25 protein-coding genes and 2 tRNA genes are annotated in these 25,313 nt (G+C 38.1%); 9 read left to right on the top strand and 18 right to left on the bottom strand.

Annotation, left to right across the window (positions count from 1 at the left end; genetic code table 11):
• Positions 1-42 precede the first annotated feature (42 nt).
• From H5159_RS02310 to H5159_RS02230, 17 genes are all read right to left on the bottom strand, one after another.
• Positions 43-2,364, bottom strand: coding sequence for an RND family transporter (locus H5159_RS02310; protein ID WP_182711197.1), 2,322 nt, complete (start codon positions 2,362-2,364; stop codon positions 43-45).
• Positions 2,364-3,359: a YCF48-related protein gene (locus H5159_RS02305; RefSeq protein ID WP_182779639.1), complete on the bottom strand. Its 996-nt coding sequence runs from the start codon at positions 3,357-3,359 to the stop codon at positions 2,364-2,366. The genes H5159_RS02310 and H5159_RS02305 overlap by 1 nt, the downstream gene beginning before the upstream one ends.
• 126 nt (positions 3,360-3,485) lie before the next feature.
• The gene (locus H5159_RS02300; RefSeq protein WP_182692350.1) at positions 3,486-4,850 is read right to left on the bottom strand and encodes a DUF1329 domain-containing protein; all 1,365 of its coding nucleotides are present in this window, start codon (positions 4,848-4,850) and stop codon (positions 3,486-3,488) included.
• A 13-nt stretch (positions 4,851-4,863) separates the two neighbouring features.
• A complete protein-coding gene (locus H5159_RS02295; protein WP_182779638.1) occupies positions 4,864-6,963 on the bottom strand; it encodes a DUF1302 domain-containing protein in 2,100 nt (699 codons plus the stop codon).
• A gap of 252 nt (positions 6,964-7,215) precedes the next feature.
• Positions 7,216-7,437 carry a DUF2835 family protein gene (locus tag H5159_RS02290; RefSeq protein WP_010552655.1) on the bottom strand — a complete coding sequence of 74 codons (222 nt, stop codon included), beginning with the start codon at positions 7,435-7,437 and terminating at the stop codon, positions 7,216-7,218.
• Complete coding sequence (gene pepN, locus H5159_RS02285; RefSeq protein ID WP_182779637.1) at positions 7,438-10,032, bottom strand: aminopeptidase N; 2,595 nt, start codon at positions 10,030-10,032, stop codon at positions 7,438-7,440.
• A gap of 47 nt (positions 10,033-10,079) precedes the next feature.
• Complete coding sequence (gene nhaC / locus H5159_RS02280) at positions 10,080-11,543, bottom strand: Na+/H+ antiporter NhaC (RefSeq protein ID WP_002961908.1); 1,464 nt, start codon at positions 11,541-11,543, stop codon at positions 10,080-10,082.
• 181 nt (positions 11,544-11,724) lie between these two features.
• On the bottom strand, positions 11,725-13,749 hold the full coding sequence (prc, locus tag H5159_RS02275; RefSeq protein WP_165723491.1) for a carboxy terminal-processing peptidase: 2,025 nt from the start codon (positions 13,747-13,749) through the stop codon (positions 11,725-11,727).
• Positions 13,750-13,775: 26 nt separating this feature from the next.
• Positions 13,776-14,426 carry an RNA chaperone ProQ gene (proQ, locus tag H5159_RS02270; RefSeq protein WP_002961909.1) on the bottom strand — a complete coding sequence of 217 codons (651 nt, stop codon included), beginning with the start codon at positions 14,424-14,426 and terminating at the stop codon, positions 13,776-13,778.
• A 15-nt stretch (positions 14,427-14,441) separates the two neighbouring features.
• Positions 14,442-14,720, bottom strand: a complete 279-nt coding sequence (locus H5159_RS02265) for a hypothetical protein (protein WP_002961910.1) — start codon at positions 14,718-14,720, stop codon at positions 14,442-14,444.
• A complete protein-coding gene (locus H5159_RS02260; RefSeq protein ID WP_002961911.1) occupies positions 14,720-15,178 on the bottom strand; it encodes a GAF domain-containing protein in 459 nt (152 codons plus the stop codon). Before H5159_RS02260 ends, H5159_RS02265 begins: the two co-directional genes overlap by 1 nt.
• Before the next feature lie 128 nt (positions 15,179-15,306).
• On the bottom strand, positions 15,307-15,687 hold the full coding sequence (locus tag H5159_RS02255) for a hypothetical protein (RefSeq protein ID WP_002961912.1): 381 nt from the start codon (positions 15,685-15,687) through the stop codon (positions 15,307-15,309).
• 173 nt (positions 15,688-15,860) lie between these two features.
• A complete protein-coding gene (locus H5159_RS02250) occupies positions 15,861-16,106 on the bottom strand; it encodes a hypothetical protein (RefSeq protein WP_165723493.1) in 246 nt (81 codons plus the stop codon).
• A gap of 13 nt (positions 16,107-16,119) precedes the next feature.
• Positions 16,120-16,932, bottom strand: a complete 813-nt coding sequence (locus H5159_RS02245; protein WP_154903035.1) for a CPBP family intramembrane glutamic endopeptidase — start codon at positions 16,930-16,932, stop codon at positions 16,120-16,122.
• A gap of 118 nt (positions 16,933-17,050) precedes the next feature.
• Positions 17,051-17,947, bottom strand: coding sequence for a LytTR family DNA-binding domain-containing protein (locus H5159_RS02240; RefSeq protein WP_259395140.1), 897 nt, complete (start codon positions 17,945-17,947; stop codon positions 17,051-17,053).
• Positions 17,948-18,318: 371 nt separating this feature from the next.
• A tRNA-Ser gene (locus H5159_RS02235) sits at positions 18,319-18,409 on the bottom strand.
• An 83-nt stretch (positions 18,410-18,492) separates the two neighbouring features.
• Positions 18,493-18,583 (bottom strand) — tRNA-Ser (locus tag H5159_RS02230).
• Positions 18,584-18,834: 251 nt separating this feature from the next.
• Between H5159_RS02230 and H5159_RS02225 the strand changes: the two genes are divergently transcribed.
• From H5159_RS02225 to H5159_RS02195, 7 genes are read left to right on the top strand one after another with little or no spacing between them, the layout of a single operon-like run.
• Positions 18,835-19,500, top strand: a complete 666-nt coding sequence (locus H5159_RS02225) for a Bax inhibitor-1/YccA family protein (RefSeq protein ID WP_008133668.1) — start codon at positions 18,835-18,837, stop codon at positions 19,498-19,500.
• Positions 19,501-19,555: 55 nt separating this feature from the next.
• Positions 19,556-19,909, top strand: coding sequence for a sulfurtransferase complex subunit TusD (gene tusD, locus H5159_RS02220; protein WP_024596911.1), 354 nt, complete (start codon positions 19,556-19,558; stop codon positions 19,907-19,909).
• The gene (gene tusC / locus H5159_RS02215) at positions 19,906-20,262 is read left to right on the top strand and encodes a sulfurtransferase complex subunit TusC (RefSeq protein WP_182696472.1); all 357 of its coding nucleotides are present in this window, start codon (positions 19,906-19,908) and stop codon (positions 20,260-20,262) included. The genes tusD and tusC overlap by 4 nt, the downstream gene beginning before the upstream one ends.
• Positions 20,259-20,525: a DsrH/TusB family sulfur metabolism protein gene (locus H5159_RS02210; protein WP_008133664.1), complete on the top strand. Its 267-nt coding sequence runs from the start codon at positions 20,259-20,261 to the stop codon at positions 20,523-20,525. Before tusC ends, H5159_RS02210 begins: the two co-directional genes overlap by 4 nt.
• A 3-nt stretch (positions 20,526-20,528) precedes the next feature.
• A complete protein-coding gene (locus H5159_RS02205) occupies positions 20,529-20,858 on the top strand; it encodes a TusE/DsrC/DsvC family sulfur relay protein (RefSeq protein WP_007375712.1) in 330 nt (109 codons plus the stop codon).
• Positions 20,858-21,544 (top strand): pseudouridine synthase, encoded by a 687-nt coding sequence (locus H5159_RS02200; protein ID WP_165723496.1) that lies wholly within the window; start codon positions 20,858-20,860, stop codon positions 21,542-21,544. Before H5159_RS02205 ends, H5159_RS02200 begins: the two co-directional genes overlap by 1 nt.
• A complete protein-coding gene (locus tag H5159_RS02195) occupies positions 21,537-21,974 on the top strand; it encodes an NUDIX hydrolase (protein ID WP_182779636.1) in 438 nt (145 codons plus the stop codon). The genes H5159_RS02200 and H5159_RS02195 overlap by 8 nt, the downstream gene beginning before the upstream one ends.
• 1 nt (position 21,975) lies before the next feature.
• Here H5159_RS02195 and H5159_RS02190 read toward each other — a convergent pair whose 3' ends face one another.
• Positions 21,976-23,247 carry a sensor domain-containing diguanylate cyclase gene (locus H5159_RS02190; RefSeq protein WP_165723498.1) on the bottom strand — a complete coding sequence of 424 codons (1,272 nt, stop codon included), beginning with the start codon at positions 23,245-23,247 and terminating at the stop codon, positions 21,976-21,978.
• Between the two features lie 361 nt (positions 23,248-23,608).
• Here H5159_RS02190 and mnmA point away from each other — a divergent pair, with 361 nt between their 5' ends.
• Positions 23,609-24,709 (top strand): tRNA 2-thiouridine(34) synthase MnmA, encoded by a 1,101-nt coding sequence (gene mnmA, locus H5159_RS02185; protein WP_182779635.1) that lies wholly within the window; start codon positions 23,609-23,611, stop codon positions 24,707-24,709.
• Positions 24,709-25,311, top strand: a complete 603-nt coding sequence (gene hflD, locus H5159_RS02180) for a high frequency lysogenization protein HflD (RefSeq protein ID WP_182779634.1) — start codon at positions 24,709-24,711, stop codon at positions 25,309-25,311. Before mnmA ends, hflD begins: the two co-directional genes overlap by 1 nt.
• The last annotated feature ends 2 nt before the right edge of the window (positions 25,312-25,313 follow it).

Here is a 25,313-nt window from a genome sequence, read left to right as displayed (position 1 = left end):
TAAATGGCCATTACTGGCCATTTAGGAGCAAAAGTATTCACATTATTTTTTCTGGTCAGTCCAGAGAAGGCTACCAATTGCGGGTAATAACAACACTGCACCTAACATATTCACTAAAAACATGAAGGTTAATAGTATACCCATATCAACTTGGAATTTAAGATCTGAGAATATCCAAGTGCTCACACCAATAGCTAATGTAATACCAGTAAATAGAACCGCGCTGCCACGCTCAACAAGCGCATTTCGATAAGCAACACTAAGCGGTACGTTTTGCTTAAGCTGCCCCATCATCGAAGACAGTATATAAATACCGTAATCAACACCAATACCTACACCTAATGCAATTACAGGTAAAGTAGAAACTGTTAAGCCTATTTCCAGCTGTACCATAAGTGCTTGGGCAAGGGTTGATACAATATAAAGCGGTAATACCACGGCTACTGTTGCTTTTACGCTTCTAAAGCTCATTAAACATAAAATAATAACGGCACCATAAACGTAAAGCATCATGGGTATTTGTGCTTCTGATACAGACTCATTAGTAGCTGCCATTACGCCCACAGGTCCTGACGCTAATTTAAATGCTAGTTTTTCAGTGCCCTCTTCTTGTGCAAATTGCTTAACACTCTTAATTACGGTATCGATAGTTTGTGCTTTATGATCATCTAAGAATATAATCACTGGCATAACTGAACAATCACCGTTAAGTAAGCCTGTACTAGTTTCAACTCGAGACGTTGACTGTACTAAGCTTGCTGAATTTCTTGGCAAACTCTGCCATTTTAAATTGCCTTCGTTGTAGCCCGCGTTAACCGATTGAGCTACAGAGCTCAAACTTACAGCAGACTGCACACCGGCCACATTCTCAACTTTGTATTGAAAACGGCTTATACGCTCCATCACATCATGCTCAGTACATGCTGCAGGATACGCCTCTACAATTACTTTTAAAATATCAGACGAGATAGTGTACTTATCCGATATTAAAAAGGTGTCTTGGTTATAACGGGCATCTTGATGCAGAGATGGCGCGCCTGCGTGTAAGTCACCTATACGCATTTTATCAGCTTGCCAGTAGCCTAGAGCAAATAAAACAAGAGTAAAACCGATAATCATTTTAGCGATTTTAGGATCGGTCGCTTTTACTAAAATGTCTCTGATCTTATCAAGTATATTAGGCTTCTCAGCATCACCAGATTGAATATGTACACTGTTTTCAAAGTTCATGTACGACGCCCAAACTGGCAGCAAAATTAAATTTGTAAATATAATTACTGCCACACCTAAACTCGCTGTAATAGCAAGTTCGCGAATAATACCAATATCAATAGTAAGTAATGTTAAAAAGCCTACGGTATCTGAAAGCAGTGCAATACCACCAGGTATTAATAAAGCCCTGAAACTTGACTGACAACAAATTCGCGTACTTTTTCCTTCACCTACTTTTTTGCCAATCGCATTGATCATCTGCACACCATGGCTTACACCAATAGCAAAGACTAAAAAAGGCACCAAAATAGACATAGGGTCTAGTCCAAACCCTAAACTTGAAAGCAGGCCTAATTGCCAAATAACGGCAATAATAGAACACGCGATAGGCAAAATAGTTAGCTTTAAACTGCCACAAAATAGCCAAACCATAATAAAGGTAAAGGCGATAGCAATGGCAAAAAATACGACTACCCCTTTTGCGCCTTCAGCTATATCACCAGCCATTTTTGCAAAGCCAATAATATGAATACTTACTTTGTCTGTACTTAAAGGCTCTCTTAAATCACTTTCTAGTTTTTGTGCAAAAGCTAATGTGTCTAATTTTTGTTGTGTTTGGGGATCTGTTTCTAAAAGTTGAGCCGTTACCATTGCACACGAGTAATCGCTGGCAATCATACGCCCTACAACTTTTGCTTTTTCAATGTTTTCCTTTACTACACCTAATCCACGCGTATCAGCTTTAAAGTTTGCAGGAATAATTGGACCACCGGCAAAGCCATCTTCTACTACTTCTACAAAGCGAGCACTAGGTGAAAATATAGAATTCACTAAAGGACGATTTACACCAGGAATAAAATAAAGCTGATCGTGAACCGCTTTTAATTGAGTAAAAAATTCTGGATTAAATATATCTCCGCTGTCGTCACATACTGAAATTAAAATACTGTTTGCACCACCAAACTGTTTTTCATGTTTAGTGTATACCTTCATGTAATCGTGATTTAACGGGATATTTTTATTAAACGATGCATCAAGTTGAATTTGAGTCGCTTTAAATACAAGTAAACAAGTTATAAGTGCAAAACTTATAAGCATAATTAAGCGATGTCTAAAAATCGCCTTTTCAATAAAATCGAGTAACTTATGCATTAAGGGGTTAACTCCTTCACTTTAATGCCATCTTCTGTAGCCATGATCAATCTGTTATCTAAAATTACACCATCAAGAATCGCTTTACCGTCAGCAAGCTGCTCATGGGTGAGTAACCCATCTTGAAGATGAAAAATAACGCCACTATTAGCGAGCATGAGCCATTGTTTGTTATTATAATTAATGATGTTGTTAATCGTCGCTGTTTTAACATTTTCAAAATGCTGCCACTGCTTTTCGCCACTTTGCTTTGCAAAAACATTACCTCGTAGCCCCGCCACAATTTCTTGAGTGCTATCAGAGGCAACTGCAAAGAATGAACCGGGATAAACTTCTTCTATTCTTTGCCAAGTTAGACCATCGTCAATGCTTCTGGCCATTAAACCCATTTCACCAACGAGCATTAATCCATTGTCTGTTTTTTCTATACGATTAAAGTGCGGTAAGATAGAAGCAGTTTCCGCTTCGTATCCTTGTGGGTCATTTTCTTTTAAATCGTTTAAGTAATCACGATCATCACTAAAAAGTAGCGAATCTAAAAAGCGTTTTTGCCAATGTTGACCACCGTCTGTAGTTTGATAAAACATGCCATATGCGCCAACTGCAAAACCTTTTAAGTCATCTTCAAATAAAATATCTAAACATGGTTTGTCTAATTCAGGTAATGCTTGTTGTAGCTGCCAATTAACGCCACCGTCAGTAGTATTTATGATTGTTGCATCGTGGCCACACGCCCATCCATTATTTTCGTTACTAAAATCAACGGCAGTTAAGAGCACTTGAGTTGGAACTAGCTCAGCTTGTTGCCATGAAACACCCGATGTACTTTTAATAACAGTACCGTGTTTACCAACAGCAATTAAGCCATTACCCGTGTTAGTTATATCAGTGAGTAAGGTTTTAGCTGCATTTGTTGCACTGATTGCATAGTTAGGGGCTTCTTGTGCAACACTCGCACCGCTTATTATCAGGCTGGCATATACCAAATACTTCATAAATTTTAATCGCCTTGTACGAGAGAGTTGTTTGTCTTTTTACTAGGGAGTGCGTTGCGCGCTGTAAGACAAACGCGATGAGAAAGGAAAAGGCACTTAACATATTGTTAAGTGCCTAGTTTAATACTATCTACCTGCGCGACGTAAAGCGCTTGAAGTAAATTCGTTATCGTTAAACGACTTTGAAAAATCGTACATTTTTTCTTGGTTATCTAAACCAATTGCTAAATAACGACGAGAATTCAAATCATGATAAACCTCAAGAGTACTCCACTGTGTAGGAACTTCGTAATAGTTAAGGCCATAAGCCATGGCTACACGGTAAAGTTGGTCGCGGTTATCATAAATATCAGTTACCTGTACTTGCCAGCTATCTTCATCAATGTAAAACACACGCTTTTTATAGATATGGCGTGTATCATCTTTTAAGTTAGCTTCAACAACCCAAACACGATGTTTTTCGTAACGTGTATGTTCTGGGTTAATATGGCCAGGCATTAAAATATCATCGTACTCTAGCTTGTCGCTATGAAGTTTATAGCTGTTGTAAGGTATGTATAACTCTTGCTTACCTTTTAGCGTCCAGTTGTAACGATTTGGTGAGCCATTAAACATATCAAAATCATCGGTAGTGCGCAGGCTATCTGCAGCTGTGCCTGGTGCATCATATGCAACATTAGGTGCACGACGAACACGACGTTGCCCCGAGTTATAAGTCCATGCTTGGCGCGGCGTTAATATTTGGTCCATTGTTTCATGAACTAATAATGCAGTACCAGCTAAACGTGCAGGCTCTGTAACGCTTTGTTTAAACTTAAACAAAATGTTTGAGTCTTGTAGCTCTGCTGGTGTAGCGCTTGGGTCTGAGTATTTAACTAATAGCTGCTCATCAAAACCAACATAGTTGTAAGAGCCAGATGCAGTCGGTGCAGCTTGACCACCAAAGCGCTCAATAGACTGGCCACGGTAACGTAATAAGTGATTCCAAATTGCCTCTAAACCTGTTTTAGGAATAGGGAAAGGAATACCTATCGCGGTATTTTTAATACCGTTACCGCCTTCGATTAATTCAGCAGTCGGTGCAAACTTTTTAGTCGCGTCATAAACAAACTGAGGGTACGAAGCTGAGCGGCGTGTTTCATACACTGGCATTTTAAATGTGTCTGGGTATGCTTCAAATAAAGCAATTTGACCCGGACTTAAATTGGCTTTGTACTTTTCAATATTACTTTTATCGATAGTGAAAAGCACTTTATCAGCTGTAAATGGGTCAAGATGATGCATACCAGCTTCATAACCTGCAGGCGCTGTTGTAATTCCATTATTCCACGCTGGAATAGAACCATCAGCATTCGCAGCTTTTTCTGCACCCATTGGCGTTAAGTTTTGGCCTAATTGAGCAACTTCATCAGCGTTTAATTTAGCCAAGGCTGCGCTGCTTGCAAACAAACTACAAAATGCTGTAGCGATGAGGGTAGGTTTTTTAATCATAGTAATGTTACCCCTAAATAGAATATTTTAAGTTAAAAGAAACGTAATCGCGGTCTGAGAATGTATTAACACCGCCACCGCCCCAAAACGAGTTATAGCTCACATCAAGTGACCACGCATTTTGGTAGTTAAAGTTCATCGTAGCACCTAAAGATTTACGATCTTCGATAAATAAGAACATAGGATCTGGTGTATTACCGTTTACGTCATGAGAAAATACAAAACGTGGTGAAAAGTTAATACCTTTGTAAAAGTTGAAGTAATCGCCTTTCGCAATTAGGCGGTAACCCCAAGACGATGCTGTAGCGAATGATTTCTCTTCAGCGCCATTTGATAAACCAAGTTGCAATGTTGAATAATCAGTAGTACCTGGGCCTGTTATTGTGCCACTACGGCCAGTGCCTGATACATTTAAACGCATTTCGTCATAGCCAGGCATATCGTGAATTTTAACTACACCCACTTCACCAACTACAGCCCAGCTATCAGCACCTAATGAAGGACCAAATAAATGTGTTGCTGTAAATTGAATTTGTGATGTATCACGTTCAATGTAGCCTTTGGCAACTTCACCTGCACCAACTGAGCTTACCGCATCGCCTATACTCATTTGCGAAATACCCGCAAAATCAGGACGAATACCAGCAACCGCCAATTGCTCAGGCATAGCTGTGTAAAGTAACTCTACGTCATCAATTTGTAGCGGTTCATCTTGGCGAAAAGCAAATTCACCCGCGAAGGCTGTTTCGCCAATAGTCGTATTAAAACTTAAACCATATAACTTAATATCTTCAGGGTACTCGTTTTCAGCTTTAGAAAAAGCAGTTAAATCAGCAACATTATCTGACGTGATTTCTGTTGTCATGATCATCGCTAAGTCTTGGGCAATTGCAGCTTGTGAAAAGTTTGATACGCGACCAGATATAAGCGGACGACGGCTATGGTAATTCACGTGATAGAGTGCAATTTCAGTATCATTAAATTCAGGTAAAAATACACCTAAACGTAAGCCATACTGACCGCCATCTTCAGGCTCTGTTTTACCATTATCCCCTTTACCTTTTAAAGCAACTTTAGTTGGGTATGCAAGATACATTTGAGCTAATAAAGCACTTCCTTCTGCACTTGAAGGATCAATACCTTGTGCAGCTGCGGCTAATGCAAAATCAGATGTTAAGTTATTCAAGCTATCTGTTAAAAAAGCAACATCAATATCAGGATTAGACGTAAAACCTAATTGAACATTCTGCTGATAACCATTTTCTGCTGCAAAGTCATTAGTCGAAAAATACGTACCAGCTGCTGGTAAACGCGTTTCTTGCCATTGGTATTGGTAGAAACCTTCAAGGGTAATGTTGTCAGTAATGCCAAGCGATGCCCAAAGCATGCCTACAGGTATGAATGCTTCTTTAAGCTCAGCACCTGGCGCTTTCAATCGGTCAATATCAACTGGGTTTACGTTAATACCATGAGATATAAGTGTACTCTCACCCCAGTTAACTACTTGTTGACCTAAACGGACAGATAAAGGGTTATTACCATCATTTAAATCAAAATCAGCCCACACAAACGCATCTAATAAACGAATATCTGCACAACTTTGTGCTTTAGTGTCTTTATCATCACACGGATCAACCCCCTGCCCTGATGTAGGATTTGAATATGCATGATAGCCATCCATCAACGCAAAGTCATAAAAATACATGAAGCGAGTGAACAAACCGTAGTTATCTTTATTTATTGAAAGGTCATGTGTTCCCTTCAAAAGTTTTGAAAATGAGTCACCACTGTCAAAATTTAAATTACCAGCATCACCATTATTTGAATAAGAGCCAGGTTGAGCCCATACATCTTGAGATGAGTAAATAATGTTGTTTAGCGCAGGGTTGTAACCTGTCCAATCAAATGCCGGATTGTTACTTTTACCAATTAGGCTAAAGTCTCTGTCTTCTACGCGAACACTTTGCCCATATGAAAAGGTTGAATCGAAGGTAATGTCAAAACCTCCAGCTTCAAATGTTACAGCTTGTGTACTTGCTGCAGATAAACCTAAGCTAGCGGCTGCTATGCCTATAGCGATTCTATTTTTAACAAAAAGCGATCTTCTTATCATTTTGGTTCCCCCCTGTCGCGGGTCATTTTGTGTGATCAAGTTATTGTTTTTAGTGTAATCATAACGATAGAAGCGAATCAGTGAAATTACAAATACTCGCTCTAATCTTCCGTATACTTTATATTTTGGTTGACGCTTACGTATTGGTAAGACGTCGTACCAGATAATTTATACACGCAATTTAACAATAGGACAAATTGAAATTAACAAAAATACAATATTTTTATGTATATATAACATAAAAACCGAGTGTCAGGCCACTCGCTCTAGGCGGATAAACTTGTTTTCGGGGGTTAATAAGAGTCTAAAACGGCCACGTACACCTAAACTTGAAATGAAGGGCCTCAAATGTGTAGCAGCAAAACGAATCGTTTTACCGCCATCTTCTACAACTTGTAAAGAGCTAAAACGGCCATGGTAGTAATCCATGCACTCGTTATAGCTCAATCTTAAGGTAAAATAATACTCAATCATTTATGCGAGCGCTTTTTCAACCTTTTCATACAAATCAGCACTTAACCCATCTAGATTAGCTAAGCGTTGTAATTGCAGTTTCATTGCTTGAGAGCGAACATCATCGTAACGCTTCCATGACATGAACGGTGTTAGCATACGAGACGCATTTTGTGGATTAATTGCATTAAGTTTTATTAACAAGTCACCTAATAACGTATAGCCTTGGGCATCTGAGCGATGAAATTGTGCTGTATTAAAGTGACTAAAGCTTCCTACAAGTGCACGTACACGGTTCGGGTTTGAAAAATCAAAACACGGATGTTCGTAAAGTGCCTTAATATTATCTATAGCTTTATTGCCTGACTGCATAGCTTGCAGTGCAAACCACTTATCCATCACTAAAACATCATGGCGCCATTGACTATCAAAATGATTCAAAAGCTCTTCTTGTATAGGGTGGGATGCTTTTACCACTGCGCTTAGTGCACCAAGTACATTGGTCATATTAGTCGAACTTGCGGCTTCTTTAATAAAGCTTACAGCCTCTGGCTTTTGAGTTTTAGCCAAATAATGCAAGCATATTTGTTTTAAAGCGCGTTTAGCAACGGAGCTTGCACTTATACTGCCATCATCTTCAAGAGATTCGTAACAAGCAAGCAGTTCATCAGCAAGTTCGTCAGCAATTTGTTGCTCAAACTTTTCTGTTATTTCAATAATCTCATCAACAGGTATTACTTCAAATTCAGCGGCTAATGTATCAAAACTTGGCAGTTTAAACAGCTCTGCAATTAAGGCTAAATCACCCTCTTTGGTGTTTATAAGTACACGTAGCGCATTTATAGTTTCGCTGCTTAACATGCTATTAGTTGTGTCGGTAATCTGAGACTTAATCGCTTTAATAAATAGCTGCTGTTGTGCATCCCAACGTGAAAAATCACTGCGTGCAAAACGCATAATATGCAATAGTTCGGGCTCTGTTGTTTGCTGATTTAAAATACAAGGTGCAGAAAAATCTTCGAGTAAAACCGCAACAGGCTTTTCTAAGATATTATCAAAGCTAAATGTTTGAGTCGTACTTGTTACATCAAGCACATGATCTAGTTTTTTACCTTTACATTGCAGAGCAATACTTTCCCCATTCGCATCAAGTAGTTCAATAGCAAAAGGTATATGAAGTGGTTTATTGTCTGGCTGATTGTCCGGTGCTGCTTGTTCTATTGTCAATGTATACGTATTTGAACTGCTATCAAAATGTTGTATTGCATTTAAGCGCGGTGTACCCGATTGGCTATACCACAGCTTAAATTGCTCTAAATTTACACCTGATGCATCGCTCATTGCACTGACAAAGTCATCACATGTTACTGCTTGCCCATCGTGGCGCTCAAAGTAAAGTGTCATCCCTTTTTGAAAATTAGTTTCACCCAGTAACGTGTGCATCATACGGATAACTTCAGCACCTTTATCGTATACTGTTACAGTATAAAAGTTATTCATTTCAATAACTTTTTCAGGACGAATTGGATGCGCCATAGGGCCTGCATCTTCGCTAAACTGATGCGTACGCATTACTTTAACTGCATCAATTCGGTTAAGTGCACGAGAGCCTAAATCACTACTAAACTCTTGGTCTCTAAATACAGTTAACCCTTCTTTTAGCGATAACTGAAACCAATCTCTACAAGTAACTCGGTTACCTGTCCAGTTATGAAAGTACTCATGCCCTACAATGGATTCAATCGTATGGTAGTCTTTGTCTGTCGCTGTTTCTTGATTAGCTAATACACATTTACTATTAAAAACGTTTAGCCCTTTATTTTCCATCGCGCCCATGTTGAAAAAATCGACGGCTACAATCATATAAATATCAAGGTCATACTCTAAATTAAAGCGTTCTTCATCCCATTGCATTGCTTTTTTAAGTGAAGCAATAGCATGAGGTGTTTTAGATAAATTACCCTTATCAACAAATAATGCTAACTCTACGTCTTTGCCGCTTTTAGTCGTGTAAGTATCTTTCAAAACATCAAAATCGCCCGCTACAAGTGCAAATAAATAGCTCGGCTTTTTAAATGGGTCTTGCCATTTCACAAAATGACGACCATCTGATGTTTCACCGCTATCTACTTGATTACCATTAGAAAGAAGTTGTAGATACTTTTTATCCGCAATAATAGTTACATCAAACGTGGCAAGTACGTCAGGGCGATCCATGTAATAGGTGATTTTTCTAAACCCCTGCGCTTCGCACTGTGTGCAATACGCACCGCCCGATAAATATAAACCTTCTAAAGAAGTATTCGTCTCAGGTGATATCTCGGTCACAATACTTAATTGGCAACTATCCGGTAGGTTATTAATTATTAGCTGCTCACCAACAATTTCATAATCCGTTATATCAACTGTATCAACAGATAAAGACAGTAAACGCAAATCAATACCATCAAGCACTAAAGGTGCTTTTTTATCACCAACTCGGGTAAGTGTTAGTAAAGAGCTTACTTTGGTTGATAAAGGCTGTAAGTCAAATGTTAGCTCTGTGTGGTCAATTAGAAAGTCAGGAGCTGTATAGTCTTTAAGATATTGTGCTTGAGGTTTACTTGATTCAGTCATAGATACTCCAAAGCAGCTCCTTTTAAGTTAAAAGGAGCTGCTTAAAATTAGGCAGATTGTTTTGGCTTAATACGTAAAATTTTAATGCCTAAGTAGGCATAAACAACCGCTAAAACAGGGTTAATTAAGTTAAAGAAAGCGTAGAGTGCATAATCAAAAGGGTTTATAAGTAAAACGCTTTGCATGTATGCGCCACACGTATTCCATGGAATTAGTGGGCTAGTAATTGTACCGCCATCTTCCAATGTACGAGATAAGTTAACAGGCTTCAAACCACGTTTTTCGTATTCATCTTTAAACATACGTCCCGGTACAACAATCGCTATATATTGATCGGCCGCTATTACGTTAGTTCCTATACACGTAGCTATTGTCGCCGCAATTAACGACCCCGTGCTTTTAGCTATTTTAAGTATACTTTTTACGAAAATATCCAAAAGACCTGTTTTTTCCATAATGGCACCAAACATCAGTGCAGTCATAATCAGCCATGTAGTTGTAAGCATACCAGCCATACCGCCACCGCTGAGTAAGGAATCCATCTTATCATCGCCGGTACTTATGCTAAAACCATCAAAGAAAGTAGTCCAAACAAGTTTGAAGTAGCCAACTAGCTGTCCTTGAGAAACATCAATTTGGCTAGCAATTAGATCAGACTGAAACAACATAGCCCAAACAGCGCCCACAACAGCACCAATTGAGATAGCAGGAAATGCTGGCATTTTTTTAATAGCTAAAACTAAAAGTACGATTAACGGGATCAGCATTTCAAAACCAATATTAAAGTTTTGCTGTAAAATAGCCGTTATTTCATCAATGCGCCCTGCTTCGCTTGAAGCTGTTGCATTAAAGCCCATGAATATAAATATAATTAGTGCAATTACAAAACTCGGTACTGTCGTCCACAGCATATGTTGAATATGCTCAAACAAATCAGCGCCAACAACTGCTGGTGCTAGATTGGTTGTTTCTGACAGCGGGCTTAGCTTATCACCAAAGTACGCGCCAGATATAACTGCACCTGCGGTTACTGTTTGCTCAAGTCCAAGACCCGTAGCAACACCCAATAAAGCAACACCTATCGTAGCAGCCGTGGTCCAAGAACTACCAATACTCATTGCTACAATGCCACAAATTAAACAACTCGCTGCATAAAACCAACTTGGATTTATAACTTGTAAGCCATAATAAATTAGAGTTGGTACAGTCCCAGAAAGTAGCCAAGTACCAATTAATGCACCTACCATAAGTAAAATTAAAATAGCACCAAGTGAAAGCGTTATGCCTTCGATCATAGCTTGTTCTAATTTTTTCCATGTGTAACCGTTTTTAAGACCAATTAAAGCCGCTGCAAAAGTGGCAAATAAAAGTGCTATTTGGTTAGGACCGGATGAAGAGTTGTCACCGAATAAGTATACAGCCGCGCCAAGTAAACAGATTAATACAGAGATAGGAATTAATGCATCAAAAAACGAGGCGGGTTTGATTGGTTTATCTTCCAATGGCTTCAAAATAGAGACTCCTACACACACTTGCTGTGTGTTTAATTATTATTTTTAGCACGTAAAGCGCATTAATTGAGCGTCATTAATCCAGCTCAACTTTATGTAATCGAAGATTATAACAATTTAGTAAATTTTAGGTAGTAAAAAAGGCGCCAATGCGCCTTTTTTACAGAGGTAAAACCAGTTATTACTTCTTAGCTATGCGACCATAATTAATATAATCTTGAGTAATTAATGCAGCCTCTTCCAAAAATGGGTCAAGCTCTTCGATTACTTCTGGTATATCGTCTAAGTTTTCTACCGGATCTTTACCTAAACGCTTAAGACGTTCGTTAGTACGTACAAGTGCACGTGCTTCACCTTCATCTTTTTCTTTAATACGGTCTGCTTCAACTAAAGAGATAGTTTTACGGTCTTTCTCTTCGTTGTATAAGGTAATGTCATTAAATACATAACCAAATTCTGGCTCTGATTTAATTCGTACTTCGTGTTGTTTTTCAAGGTACGTAATAATAGGGGTTAAATTACCTAGTTTTTTATATTTCGCTTTAACAATGCTGTCCCAAGGAAGTGCATTATCTTGCTTACTTTCGCCCCACTGTGCAGGATCAATTGCTGATGGAAACGAAATATCAGGGATAACACCTTTATGTTGCGTGCTACCACCGTTAATACGATAAAACTTAGCAATAGTATACTGTACACTGCCTAGCGCATTATCGTATAGGTCATAAGCACGGCCTAAGCCTTTGTGCTGCTGAACAGTACCCTTACCAAATGTTTGCTCACCAATAATTACAGCGCGACCGTAATCTTGCATTGCTGCTGCGAATATTTCAGAAGCAGATGCACTGTAACGATCAACTAACACAGTTAAAGGGCCGTCATAGTAAGTTATACCATCACGATCTTTTTGCTCTTCTATACGGTTATTTAAGGTATGAATTTGAACAACAGGGCCCTGGTCAAAAAATAAACCTGACAATTGTGTTGCTTCATATAATGAACCACCACCATTTTGGCGCAAGTCGATAATAATACCATCAACCTTTTCTTCTTTAAGCTTAGCAAGTTCTACTTTTACATCTTTCGAAAGATTATTGTAAAAGCCAGGAATTTCAATCACCCCAATTTTACTTGTTAAATCAGAATATTTTGCTTCAAATACTTCTGATTTAGCCGCTCTATCTTCAAGTCTGATTTTATCGCGAGTGATTTCTACAACTTTCGGAGCGCCGTGAGCATCAACACCTTTTAAATACTGTAAACGTACTTTAGTCCCTTTAGGACCTTTAATTAAATCAACTACGTCATCTAAACGCCAGCCAATTACATCTACAAACTCTTCGCCATCTTGAGCAACACCAATAATGCGATCATCAGCTTTAATTTGATCTGTTTTATCTGCAGGGCCTCCCGGCACTAAGCTGCGAATAACGGTGTAATCTTCATCAGGGCTTAATACGGCACCAATGCCCTCAAGCTCTAAGTCCATATCCATTTTGAATTGCTCTGCACGACGTGGCGATAAATAAGACGTATGCGCCTCAATACTGCGTGCTAGCGAATTCATAACAATTTGAAAAGCATCTTCTGAATTTGATTGTACTAAACGTTTTTCTGCATTTTTGTAGCGTTTGGTCAGCACCTCTTTAATGCCTTCCCAATCTTTACCCGTCATTTTTAAACGCAGTGCGTCGTACTTTACACGCTCACGCCAAATTTCATCAAGCTCAGCTTGTGACGCAGGCCATGCTGAATCTTCACGGTCAAAAAAGTATTCATCTTCTTTATCAAACGTCATCTCTTTTTCAAGCAGAGTAAGTGAATACTCGTAACGTTCAAAACGGCGTTTAAGACTTAAGTTAAAAATATCAAACGTAAAGTCTAATTTACCGGTAGTAATAGCGTTATCAAAGTCATCACGATATTGCTCAAATGAGGCTATATCGCTGGCTAAGAAAACGCTTTTATTAAAATCAAGGGATTCGATATAACGATCGTACACTTTACTAGAAAGCTCATCGTTAAATTGAACCGGTGTATAGTGTGAACGAGCAAATAAGCTAGCCACTCGTTTGCTAGCAGTACCATGTTGACTCTCTTGCTTGAGCTGGGGTAAATCGTCAATAGTGACGGCTTCTACAGCAGCAAATAATGAACCTGAAAACAGGGCAGCAACTAACGGAATGAGCGTAAACTTTTTACTCATACACAACTCCTTAATTTATTTACAGCTTAAACAATGTATAAGCTGTCAGCTTTGGTTTTAACTTGCATACCTGTTACTAACTCAACATGAACATCATCTTTGTTCACTTCAGTTATTACTGCATTTACAAGTGCTTGGCCAAGTTTAACCTTAACCTTATTATTAACCTTGACCTCAGTTGCTGGCAAAGGTTCAATTTTTCCTGAACGCTTAGCCGGCGCTGCTTTAGCAGGTTTGTTAGCTGCAGGAGCGTTTTTATCGCCTGGTTTGCTAGCATGAGCTGGTTTTTTCTTGAAAGATTTAGAATCAGAATCTTGGCGAGGACGCTGTTGTTTTTTGCGTTTAGCCATTTTAGCGCGGCTTTCTTCCAATGCTTTTTGTGCATGGTCGATATGCTCTTGCTCAACTTTTTCACCTTGATTACCATCAAGATCAATACGAAACTCTGACTTGGTCACAGCTTCTAAATAACGCCAGTTAGACGTGTATTTTCTAAGCGCTTGACGAACTTGGGTCTTACTTACTTTTTCAGACCCTTCAATACGCTCAGCAATATCTTTAAAAATACCTACTTTAAGCGGCTTGATGCCATCTTTTTGTTTAAAACATTGTGGGAATTCTTGATATAAAAATTCCAACACTTCATTAATATCTTTTAGCTTGTTTGTGGTTTCCATTTTAGAACCTATTTTTCACATCTTTTCATCAAGGGACGAATCGACGTAGTGTGTTACCCAGTCGACCAACTCTTCGAAATCGGCTTCTATAACAGCCATATCACCTCGAAGGTGTTCCCAAATACCATTAATTGTTTCATCAATAAATTCACATTCTGAATCATCTGGAAGACGATCCCATGCAATATGAATCAAATCATTGAGCGTTTCCGCTACATGTTCTTCTTCGCCTTCCCAATCGCCGACATCTTGTACAGCAAATAGGTAGTCTTGAACATTTAGCAAATCTTTCATTACAAGCTCGCCTCTAAGCATTTTACTAATGCTTCTAGACCGGCTTTATCGTCAGCATCAAATCGACCAATACTCGGACTATCAATGTCTAGTACAGCAAATACTTTACCATGTTTCATGATAGGTACAACTACTTCAGAATTAGACGCTGCATCACAGGCTATGTGGCCGTCAAAAGCGTGAACATCTTCAATTAATTGTGTTTCTACGGTTGCCGCAGCAGTTCCGCATACACCCTTTCCTACTGGAATACGAATGCATGCAGGGTTACCTTGAAACGGACCAAGTACTAATTCAGTAGGAGAATCCATAAAGTAAAAGCCCGCCCAATTTACATCCTCTAAAGAGGTAAATAACAGCGCGCTTATGTTTGCCATATTGGCAATTACATTGGATTCACCAGCTATCAGCGATTCAGTTTGCTTAACTAATGACTGGTAAAAATCGTGCTTTTGCATACCAAACTACTTCTTATTAAACATACAGTAGCTAAAGGTACTCTTTGTCGTGAAAAATTGGAACCTTTTGGAGGTAAAAAAAAGGAAATCACACCGTTTATCAGTGCGCTTGGTTAATAATGCTGCGATTATTTTTTTGCCGTTTTACGAAGACCAAACAAAAACAGCCCTGCAGCGAATGCTGACATTACACTATTGATCAAAAATATCTCGCCAGTTGTGGCACTTAATAAGTAACTAAATATCGCTCCGCCTAGTAATCCAAGAGTTAATACCCCTGAATAATTAACTTTAGAATACTTAAACATGAGTAAATACCCAGGCACAACAAAAGCAGCCATTGTTAAGCCTACTATGTGTGCATTTGATATAGCAGTCATTAATAAGGTAAGAAATATTGATACAAACTCGCCTTCAAGCGTAAGTGAGTAATAAACACCAAGTAAACTGCCTACAATAACAGGCGATAATAACGAAAGCCCTACGCTTTTTGCTAGCTGATGTTTCATTTAAAATCCTTAATACACAAATCTAAATTCTATGTATAAAGCATGCACCAAGATCTAAAGGTTAGAAACAGAGACTATGGTCGTAATTTATGATTAAAAATAAACCTTATTGCAGTTTGAGCCTATTACTTTATTAATAGGCTCATAAGTTTGGGTTACACTTATCAAAATGCTTATAACTTAGCTATTTTATTTGATAACTCAAAGTGGCGAGATGTTACAATTTCCTCAAGCACTGCTACCCTTTTGCTCAACATCGCTGTTTGTTCCTCTAATTTTGTTATCTTGTTATTATTTAGTCCTTTAAATTTTGCGTGCGCTGCCATTATTGTAGTTTTATAGGAGAAATAACGTTTAGTAATAATAAGAATCAAAAAGGGTGAGCTAAATATAATTATTACAATAAATAATTCTAGCATGGTCGTTTACCACTCAGTTTAAGTTAGCTTGTTGCGTGTAAAGGCCATTTTTAGTGCATTGAAATAATTTTGATAATGTAACTTCGCGCTGCTTTCCTCGTCGAATTAGCATCTCAACATACACAATACTTAACACAATGGCTGTTGCTTTAAATAAGTTACCTTGTAGATCACCTACTGCGCCACCCGACATACCAAATATTCCGTAAGCTGCATTCATAAAAATATGCATCCACATAGGAAACCAAATACGATAACCACATTCACAATATAGCCACGCAAACCATGTACCTGCTACAGTAGTGATTGCAACCGCCATCAAAGCAGAAATCGCATCATTGCCTTGATAAATATGGCCCAGACCAAATATTACTGAACTAATTAATGCCGCAGGCACAAAGCCCCATCTACAATATTTAAATAAAACACCAAACAATGCAGCCCTAAAAATTAGCTCTTCAAAAAAACCCGCATAAACTGAGCCAGTTATTATTGCTGGTATTGATAGGTTAAGTTCATCACTCAAAAATCCATAACCTATTGCCATAGGAGTACAACAAATAATTGCTGCAAGTGCATAGTTAATAAAACCAGAGGAATTGAGCCCTATAGTTTCAAAAGGCTCACTTTGTTTAAACAAAATAATAGCCGCAATAACTAACGGTCCATATAAAAAAGTATATTTAGCGGGGGTAAATAAAATGCCAGTTAGATTATCAAGTTCAGACAACCAGCTAGACCAACCTTCTCCCCAAAACTGCCTCATTACATAGTGGCAAAATACAAATATAGAAATTATTACAAATGCCTTGATAGCGTATTTCATATCTACTTTTCTCGTTAAGTTGTAAATTTCAACTTAATCTTGGCAATAGTAAAAATACAAAGCGACCTATTAGGTCTCAATTACAAGACGAGGTATAAAGCCCATGTTTTAGGGGGGATTAACATGTTTTTGGGATTAATGACAAAGCATCTTTTATTACTTTTACATAAGAACGAGACACAGGAATTTTAATATCAATTGTATGTAGCGATAATTGCAACCCTCCAGCATTACCACTGTAGTGTTGAATGTTTTGCAGGTTGACCGCATAAGAACGGTGGCATCGTAATATAATTGTTTTTTCTGGAAGCTGCTTTAATAAACCGCTAAGAGATACACGTAATAGTTTACGTGAAGTTGAAGCTCCTTCTTGTATTGTTATTTCACAATAGTTGTCTGAAGATTTAATAAATAAAATATGGTGTGGAGCCGTATTAATTTCGTCGTTTTTGTTATCGCCTTTGAGAGTAATTGTCTTTAACTCAACTTCTCTCAACTGCTCTTGAGCAACGCTAACTGTACTTGGCTTAGTTAAATCTATTACATGCCTATTTACCACAAGTAAAAAAATAAGAGGAAATACACCAATACAAAAAATATACCCTACAAAAAGTAATTGATTCTGCCAATGCCAAGATCCAAGTACAGCAACCACAAAATACCCATGATTGAATATCGCAGTAATTAAAATATATGTGATAGGAATAATAATTAAACGGTTTAATTTACTTAGCTTAAACTTAAGTAACACTATTTCTATGAAACCTGACAATAGCAAAGCACAAAAGGTTACTAACCCATAGCCAAAAAGCCGCAGAAACTTGTAAGACTCGGTATCGCTTGAAGTGCCAAAAGGTTGAAATACAAAAAGTACAAAAAGCGTTATAAACGAAAACATGACGGCACGATATACAACTAACTTTCTCGAATCTAGATCATCTTTGAGCCACAACATCCTATTTTGCATACCTTTAATCCACCAATATTTAAAAATAACACACATTAATATGTGCATTCCAACTCATTTAAAGTTTTTTGTGATGGTCGTTTTATTAAAAACAAAAATAGGAAGAGAACATCAACGTTTTTTAACATCAGAAGATGATGTGTGAGCAATTCTATCTGCTTTTAAGGTTTTACTAATAAGAGATAAGAGATGTAATACCAATTCGCTTAATTAAGTGATCTATTTAGAGGGCGGAAAAACGTGTTTACAGCTAGGCAATAAATTCACTATTTAGTTGTTCAAAATGAGAATTTTTTAACGCAGGGAGCGACACGTTTAGCCCCGCAAAATGATTAAGTATTATTGCGGATTGGCATAAGTGTACTGATTTTGTTCCAAACACAAAAAAGCCCGCTAAATTAGCGGGCTATTCTGTTATATGGTGGAGAGATAGGGATTTGAACCCTAGATGGGCTATAAACCCATGCCGGTTTTCAAGACCGGTGCATTCGACCACTCTGCCATCTCTCCGATACTGCTAAGTTAAAAGTAAGAGTGTACTAATAACTTTTTAAATGAATGATATTTTAATTACCACACACTTATTAAATAAGTGGTGGAGAGATAGGGATTTGAACCCTAGATGGGCTATAAACCCATGCCGGTTTTCAAGACCGGTGCATTCGACCACTCTGCCATCTCTCCGCACGGCCTGCATAATAGGGAAACCCATCCCTTTTGTGAAGCTTTTTTTTAAATTAATTGTTTAAGTGCCTAAAAAACAATTGATTTGTTTAAAGTTAAAACAAAATGTTTTTAATTTAGCCATCAATATACTTTTATTTAAATATTTAACTCTATTGATCTACAAAGGTTTGCCCAAACATATAAGAGTTGGTAATCTAATTTTAGTTAAATTATCGAAACACACACGTTTCACTTAAAGGAGCTCTACAATGGCGTTTAATCAATCGTACAATACCGCGAAACCGGTAATGTCTACCATTGAAACAAACAAGGTACTTAAAAACACCTACTTTTTACTAGCTATGACACTTGCATTTAGTGCAGTTACAGCCGGTATTTCAATGGCACTACAATTACCTTACTTTATGGGAATTGTGTTTACACTCGTTTCGTTCGGTTTATTATTTGTTGTAAATAAAAAAGCAGATACAGCATCTGGTGTATTTTGGGTGTTTGCTTTCACAGGTTTAATGGGGGCAGGCTTAGGTCCATTGCTTAACCATTATGCTGCATTACCTAATGGCCCAATGCTTATTATGCAAGCCTTAGGTTCTACAGCGCTTATCTTTTTTGGTTTATCTGCTTATGCACTAAATACTAAAAAAGACTTCTCATTCATGGGTGGCTTTTTAACTGTTGGCTTAATCGTTGTGATTGTAGCAAGCATCGTTAATATTTTTATTGGCAGTTCATTGATGTTTATGGTGCTTAATGCAGCAGTTGTACTGATTATGTCTGGTTTGATTTTATTTGATACAAGCCGAATCATAAACGGTGGTGAAACTAACTACATTCGCGCAACAGTGTCTTTATACCTAAGCGTATATAACTTATTTACTTCTTTGCTTGCTCTACTTGGCGCAAGTGATGACTAATTAAATAGTTCTGTTAAAATAGCCCCTTTATTGGGGCTTTTTTATTGGAATTGTTTTGGCACGCTTTGTTCTTTCATTACATACACCACCATCCGATCACGATACCACGCAACGCATAGTTAAATTTGCGAACGCATGTTTAGCCCAAGGGCACACCATTGATGCTATTTTTTTATACCAGCAAGGTATTTATCATGCATCTACCCACTTTGATTTATCCTCAGACGAACTTCAAATTTCAGCACTTTGGCAGCAACTCGCTGATCAAAAACTAAATTTAATGCTGTGTGTTACCGCCGCGCAAAAGCGCGGGTTAGATATTAAAAACACAGGTGTATTTAAAGTCGCAGGGTTAGCTGAATTTGCAATGCTTGCAAGCGACGCAGATAAATGGGTGCAATTTAAATGATAAACGTATTAGTAATGAGTCAGTGCAGCCCATTTGACGATTTAAATATTCGTGATGCACTAGATATGACATTGATTTTTGCTGCTGTTGACCAAAATGTAAGTTGGTTGTTTAGCGGCCCCGCCGTTTTAGCTTTAAAAAAGCATCAGCAACCAAACAATATTGGCTTAAAAGACCTTTTTAAAAATATTAAAACACTCGAAATTTATGATGTTGAAAACATTTTCGTGTGTGAAAAATCATTGCTTGATTATGGTTTAAATAAACATGATTTACTCATAGAGGCAAAAGCTCTTAACTTTAGTCAACAACAAACACTAATTAAAGCGCAGCAACATGTGGTGAACCTATGAGTACGTTACATATTTTTTCAAAGCCGCTTAACTATTACTCGGCAAATCAGCTTGAGAATTTAATTTTATCAGGCGATAAGGTACTACTTGTTGGTGATGCCTGCTTTGCAAAAAAACAATTTAGGCAATTTGCAGATACACTGTTAATACTTGAACAAGACGCGCAAGTACGTGCAATAAAATTAGCAGATAACGATAAAGCAATTAGCTATGAAGACTTTGTGGCACTCACTTTATCAACTAATCAATCAATTACGTGGTAACTCATGCTTGAATTTAACAACCAACAGATTGAAACCGACAAACAAGGCTACTTGCTCGACCATACTTTATGGTCAAAGGAGCTGGCGCCTGTAATTGCTACTCAAGAAAACATCACACTTAGTGAGCAACACTGGGAAGTCATTAATTTTGTTCGTGATTTTTACATTGAATATAACACCAGCCCAGCAATTAGAATGCTTGTAAAAGCAATGGCTAAAGCACTCGGTGAAGATAAAGGAAATAGCCTTTATTTATATAAATTATTTCCTAAAGGCCCAGCCAAGCAAGCAACAAAAATTGCCGGATTACCAAAACCAGCTAGGTGCATATAATGAGAGCTAAATCAGGCAATAATCAAGCAACACAAACCAAGCCAAAAAGAAGTACTGGGCGTACTTATTCACGCAGTGCACTTAACAAAACGCCATCTGGTAAAAGAGAAATAAAGCCGCAGATAGCATCTAAAGACAGAAAAATTGTGTTATTCAACAAGCCGTTTGATGTGCTATGTCAATTTACGGATGACGCAGACAGAAAAACGCTTGCAGAGTTTATACCTATTAAAGAAGTTTACGCAGCAGGAAGGTTAGACAGAGACAGTGAGGGTTTATTGCTTTTAACAAACTGTGGGAAACTACAAAACACCTTAACTGCTCCTGATAAAAAAACGAATAAAACCTACTGGGCACAAGTTGAGGGTGAACCAACGAGTGAATCAATTAATGATTTATGTAATGGCGTAGAACTTAAAGACGGGCTTACACTCCCCGCTAACGTTAAAATAATTGATGAGCCAACAATTTGGGCGCGTAATCCCCCTGTACGCGAGCGAAAAGCAATCCCTACCACTTGGCTAAGTATTACCATTAATGAAGGTAGAAACAGACAAGTTCGCCGAATGACCGCGCATATTGGACACCCTACACTTCGCCTCATCCGCTATAGCATTGGCAACTATACGTTGGATGATATTAATTGTGGTGAATACAAAGTAATTAAGGGCGTAGTTGATGCATAAACCGCATGTCACGGTTGCAGCAATAGTAAAAAAGCAAAACGAGTATTTACTTGTAAAAGAGCGCGATAAAGTTACAAAGCAAATTTGTTACAATCAACCTGCGGGTCATTTAGAGCAAAATGAGACACTTGCACAAGCTGCAAGCAGAGAGCTACTAGAAGAAACAGGCTTAACGCTTGAGCCTATTGGGTTTTTAGGTGTTTATAATTTGCATGCCGATAACGCAGTGCACTATTTGCGATTCTGCTTTTTATTTGAAGCACCTAATAATATAAAAGCACCAACACCAATAGATTCTGACATTATCAGTGCTAATTGGCATACATTAGAGCAAATAAAATCATTACCGCTTAGGAGCCCTTTAGTGCTCAAGTGTATTAACGACAGCCTGAATCGACCAGCGTTAAGCTTAGAAACCATTTATAATTGATTTACTCAGAGCTTAGCGCTATACAATTACGCCCTTGTTTTTTAGCATAATACAGGGCGTTATCAGCGGCTTTAACAAAGCTGACTTCATTACTATTTGTATAGTTGCTGATGGTATTAATACCCATACTTATAGATAAAAATCCGGTAAAGCTATCCTGGTGAGCAATAGCTAAGCTTTCTACAGCTTTTTGTATTTGCTCAGCTATAAACAACGCTCCTTGCCTATCCGTTTGTGGAAGTAAAACAACAAATTCTTCTCCACCATAGCGAGCCACAAAATCTTCTGGGCGACTAACCGTTGAAGCAATTTTTTGAGCCACGTCATATAAGCACGTATCGCCCGCTACATGCCCATACCGGTCATTAAATTGCTTAAAATGGTCAATATCAATAATAATCATCGATAGCATGCCTTCGCATTCTTTTGCTCGTTCAAACTCATGCGTTAGCTTTTCATCAAACCGACGCCTATTCGCAATTTTGGTTAATGCATCCAAAAAGGCCATATCCCTGAGTATATCTTCTGCTTCTAAGCGCTCTGTTGCATCATTAAAAACAGCTAAAAACTCTTCACCTATATCAATCCCTGAAATTTCCATCATCACTTGTGAGCCATCACGACAAGAAACTCGATAGTTATTTGCGGGTATGTCGTTATTGTTATTTAGTGCCTTTTCAAGTGAGTCTTGCCACAGCTCTTTTGCAAGTGCTCTGTATTGGGGATCTGGATACGCTTTTTCCCACCATGATTTAAGATTTGGCACATCTTCTACTGTATAACCAAAAACATCTACAAAACGTTGATTAACTTTCAAAATATCACCCGTCTTGGCACATACATTACATACAGGCATTGGCAAAACGGTAAATAACCTAGCGTAGTGACTTATCTCATGTTTGCGCATAGGGTTGAGTGTACTTTGAGGTAAGTAACTCATTGGCATATCACTTTTTTCTATACTAAGCTTTTCGTCCATTTCTAAAGCGAAATACCATTCAAGCCACCAGTGCTCTACATGATCAAGCACCTTTAACTCAACGTTTTTTTTAACTGTTGAACCTTTTATTAAGCTAAATAACTCATGTACATGGTTTGGCTCTTGGTAAATATGAGGGTTTTTGAGTTTTATTAACTCATAAAAAAGATGATAGGCTGATTTTTTAAACTCTGTCGTTTTGCTAGAAAGTAATTCGCTATCCACAAAATCAGGTTTTCGTGTGTAATGCTCAACTAAAGAATTTATCTTGTTTATTTGATAGGCATAATTCATATATTCATTCCATTGACTATATTTCAAGCGGCTTTAAAGTGGTTTACATTCATATACTCACCACTATTTTATTTTTATTAAGTGTATATTTACTCTAGTAGTTTTAAAAGAAAATACTATTAATAAAACTCAATAACTACATGAATTATTCTATAGTCTTAATTTATTAGTAAAGATCACTTTAATATTACTAAAGTTACAGCCTGATAATGCGTTTAAGTCTAGTTTGCTATTTGTTATACAAATAAAATAGTGACAAATTATGTCCTTTGCCGCCCTACGCTCTTTAAGCACAAACAAAATACATGCTATAATCGCGGCCTTTCCAAGTTAACAGCAATCTGTATAAGCGAAATTATTCATGAGCGAAAATAGTCACATTAAAGTCATTGTTGGCATGTCCGGCGGTGTTGATTCTTCTGTATCTGCATATTTATTACAACAACAGGGCTACCAAGTAGAAGGCCTGTTTATGAAGAACTGGGAAGAAGACGACAATGATGAATACTGTGCCGCCGCTGATGACTTAAAAGATGCACAAGCCGTGTGCGACAAATTAGGCATTGAGCTTCACACAGTAAACTTTGCTGCTGAATACTGGGATAATGTATTTGAGTACTTTTTAGCAGAGTACAAAGCGGGTCGTACGCCAAACCCAGATATAATGTGTAATAAAGAAATTAAATTTAAAGCCTTTTTAGAATTTGCGGCTCAAGCACTCGGTGCTGACTTTATTGCAACCGGACACTACGTTCGCCGTGAACTTCGCGATGGCAAATACGTAATGTGTCGCGGACTTGATAACAATAAAGATCAAAGCTACTTCTTATATACCCTAAGCCATGAACATATTGGCCAAACGTTATTCCCTGTAGGCGATATCGAAAAACCAGAAGTGCGCCGCATAGCAGAAGAACAAGACCTAATCACTCACGATAAAAAAGACAGCACCGGAATTTGCTTTATCGGTGAGCGTAAATTTAAAGACTTTTTACAAAAGTTCTTACCAGCGCAACCTGGCGTTATCGAAGACACTGACGGTAATAACGTAGGCGAGCACGAAGGCTTAATGTACCACACACTTGGACAACGCAAAGGCTTGTTAATTGGTGGTATGAAGGAAGGTTCTGGCGAACCATGGTACGTAGTTGATAAAGATTTAGAACGTAACGTACTTGTTGTTGGCCAAGGCAAAGATCACCCTCGCCTATACAGTAATGGTCTTAATGCAAACCAATTACATTGGGTAGACCGCGTTGGCCCTAAAGGTACCACTCGCTGCACAGTTAAAACACGTTACCGCCAAGAAGACTTAAGCTGTACCCTACTTGTAGGTGAAGACGGCATGGCTCGTGTATTATTTGATGAACCACAAAAAGCAGTTACGCCAGGTCAATCTGCTGTATTTTATGCAGAAGATGTGTGTTTAGGTGGTGGTATTATTGACTCGGTGATTAAGTAATGAATGAACACCAAGTCATGGCGCTTGCCGCCATGTGCCAGGTTGCTAAGCAAGTTCAAAAAATTGCCCAGTACGGCAGTAATAATGAGCACGACTTAGAAGTATTACTTTCAAGCATTATTCAAACATCACCGGCATCGCCAGAAGATGTTTACCAAGGTACTGACAACTTACGTGATGGCTATAAAACATTAATGGCGCAGCTAACTGCTGGCGCTCAAAAAGATGTTGAAATAGTAAAATACGTAGGTGGTTTGATGCAGCTTGAGCGAGCACTAAGTGCAAACGACAAAAGCTTAAACGAATTAGGCAAACGAATTGATGATATTCATCGTCGTTTAGATCATTTTGCTATTACCGACAAGAGCGTTGTTGCCGGTTTAGCAGATATATACTCGTCGGTGCTGAGCCCCCTTGGGCACCGAATACAGGTTTATGGTAAACCCGAGTTATTAAAACAGCAGCTCACTCAAAATAAAATCCGTGCGTTATTATTAGCCGGCATTAGAAGTGCAGTATTATGGCGACAAATGGGCGGTAAACGCCGTCACTTTTTCTTTGCAAAAAGAAAAATACTCGCCATTGCTAAAACAAAAATTTAACT

The sequence above is a fragment of the Pseudoalteromonas sp. SG43-1 genome (genome assembly GCF_014164415.1).
In the GTDB taxonomy this organism is placed as follows: Bacteria; Pseudomonadota; Gammaproteobacteria; order Enterobacterales; family Alteromonadaceae; genus Pseudoalteromonas; species Pseudoalteromonas distincta.
This window is presented reverse-complemented; position numbering and strand designations above follow the sequence as displayed.